Source organism: Pseudomonas sp. W15Feb9B (genome assembly GCF_000828175.1).
GTDB classification, from domain to species: domain Bacteria; phylum Pseudomonadota; class Gammaproteobacteria; order Pseudomonadales; family Pseudomonadaceae; genus Aquipseudomonas; species Aquipseudomonas parakoreensis.
Genome location: NZ_JTKF01000057.1, coordinates 1 through 1,076, shown reverse-complemented (window position 1 = coordinate 1,076; position 1,076 = coordinate 1). Strand labels below are relative to the sequence as shown.

The following is a 1,076-nucleotide window of genomic DNA, read 5'->3' as shown; positions in this document are numbered from 1 at the left end:
ACCATTGGTCACGTTGACCACGGTAAAACCACTCTGACCGCTGCTCTGACTCGCGTCTGCTCCGAAGTTTTCGGTTCGGCCGTAGTTGAATTCGACAAGATCGACAGCGCTCCAGAAGAAAAAGCTCGCGGTATCACCATCAACACCGCTCACGTTGAGTACAACTCGACTATTCGTCACTACGCTCACGTTGACTGCCCAGGTCACGCTGACTACGTGAAGAACATGATCACCGGTGCTGCCCAGATGGACGGCGCGATCCTGGTTTGCTCGGCCGCTGATGGTCCGATGCCACAAACCCGTGAGCACATCCTGCTGTCCCGTCAGGTAGGCGTTCCGTACATCGTGGTTTTCCTGAACAAGGCTGACCTGGTAGACGACGCTGAGCTGCTGGAACTGGTTGAGATGGAAGTTCGCGACCTGCTGTCCACCTATGACTTCCCAGGCGACGACACTCCGATCATCATCGGTTCCGCTCGTATGGCGCTGGAAGGCAAAGACGACAACGAAATGGGCACCACTGCCGTTCGTAAACTGGTTGAAACTCTGGATACCTACATCCCAGAACCAGTTCGTATGATCGACAAGCCATTCCTGATGCCAATCGAAGACGTATTCTCGATCTCGGGTCGCGGTACTGTTGTGACTGGTCGTATCGAGCGCGGTATCGTTCGCGTTCAAGATGCACTGGAAATCGTTGGTCTGCGTGACACCACCACCACCACCTGCACCGGTGTTGAGATGTTCCGCAAGCTGCTCGACGAAGGTCGTGCTGGCGAGAACTGCGGCGTTCTGCTGCGTGGTACCAAGCGTGACGACGTTGAGCGTGGTCAGGTTCTGGTCAAGCCAGGTTCGGTTAAGCCGCACACCAAGTTCACCGCAGAAGTTTACGTTCTGAGCAAGGAAGAAGGCGGTCGTCACACTCCGTTCTTCAAAGGCTACCGTCCACAGTTCTACTTCCGTACTACTGACGTGACTGGTAACTGCGAGCTGCCAGAAGGCGTTGAAATGGTAATGCCAGGTGACAACATTCAGATGACTGTTACCCTGATCAAAACCATCGCGATGGAAGATGG

The 1,076-nt window shown here is 54.6% G+C and carries 1 protein-coding gene; it reads left to right on the top strand.

Going from position 1 to position 1,076, the window contains the following annotated elements:
* Window positions 1-1,076 (top strand): elongation factor Tu (gene tuf, locus OC71_RS24285; RefSeq protein ID WP_041074172.1); only part of this gene is annotated, 1,076 nt, incomplete at both ends.